Consider the following 725-nt stretch of genomic DNA (forward strand, 5'->3'; position numbering starts at 1 on the left):
GCCTCCGGCCGAGAAGGCACGTCCTTCGCCGCGCACCAGAACAACCCGGACCTCCGGATCGTCGTCAATGACAGACCACACTTTCGGCAGGTCACGGTGAAGCTCCGCCGACACAGCGTTCAGGATTGGGCCATCGAAGACCATCTCGAGCACGCCGTTATCGCCTAGCTCGAGCCGGATGGGGAATTGCTTGTATCGCTCCGTCATGGGTAGTTCCTTATCAAGTTGCATTTACTGCGGTTCGATGCCGGCCTTCTTGGTCACACGGCGCCACAATTCGCTGTCGTCCTTCTGGAAAGACTTCATCGCATCGCCGCATAGGTAATTGGTAGTGAGGTTGCGCTTCTCCATCGCCGCTTTCATCTCCGGGCGATTCAATGCCAGCGATACCGCGCTGCGAACCTGATCAGCGAGCGCTTGAGGAACCTTCGCTGACAGGTACACGCCATACCAGGGCGCCACGCTGAACTCGGGGAGTCCAAGTTCCGCGGCGGAGGGAACCTCGGGGAGTTCCTTGACCCGGCTCGCGCCCGCAACTGCCAATGGGCGGACCTTTCCCCCCTGGTAGAACGCTCCAGCGGACAGCGCGTCGATGAAAATAAGGTCAACCTGTCCAGAAGCGACCTCCGTGAGCCCAGACATGCTCGACCGGTAAGGCACGCCCGTCAGCTTGACTCCAACGGCTTGCTGGAAGAGTTCCCCCGCAAGCCTTGTCGACGCACTGG

2 protein-coding genes are annotated in these 725 nt (G+C 60.4%); both read right to left on the minus strand.

Annotation, left to right across the window (positions count from 1 at the left end; all coding sequences use genetic code 11):
- Positions 1–207: enoyl-CoA hydratase-related protein (locus AC1DY5_RS57695; RefSeq protein ID WP_478123050.1), on the minus strand; the 207-nt coding region annotated here is incomplete at its 3' end.
- 24 nt (positions 208–231) lie between these two features.
- Positions 232–725, minus strand: a 494-nt coding sequence (locus AC1DY5_RS57700) for a Bug family tripartite tricarboxylate transporter substrate binding protein (RefSeq protein WP_478123051.1), incomplete at its 5' end; no start/stop codon positions are given.

Source organism: Variovorax sp. P4_D9, assembly GCF_056401695.1.